General features: G+C 41.9%; 1 protein-coding gene. It reads left to right on the top strand.

Annotation, left to right across the window (positions count from 1 at the left end):
* Nucleotides 1–322, top strand: a 322-nt coding sequence (locus H4O21_RS28790; protein WP_220495911.1) for an SPFH domain-containing protein, incomplete at both ends; no start/stop codon positions are given.

The following is a 322-nucleotide window of genomic DNA, read 5'->3' as shown; positions in this document are numbered from 1 at the left end:
CAAAGTGTAGAATCTGAACTAAAGAAAGTAGGATTAAAACTGATTAACGTACATATAACAGATATCGTAGATGAATCTGGTTATATTGAGGCTCTTGGAAAAGAAGCTGCTGCACATGCGATTAATGCAGCTCGTAAATCTGTTGCTGAGAAAAACAGAGATGGTTCTATTGGTGAGGCCAATGCGGTACAGGATGAAAGAACCCAGGTTGCAGCTGCAAATGCACAAGCTGTTGAAGGTGAAAATACAGCCAAAATTGCTGTTGCAAATTCAGATTCGTTACGTCGCCAACGCGAAGCTGAGGCCGAACGTGTTGCTATTG

The sequence above is a fragment of the Oceanospirillum sediminis genome, from assembly GCF_014164585.1.
Lineage (GTDB): Bacteria > Pseudomonadota > Gammaproteobacteria > Pseudomonadales > Halomonadaceae > Oceanospirillum > Oceanospirillum sediminis.
This window is presented reverse-complemented; position numbering and strand designations above follow the sequence as displayed.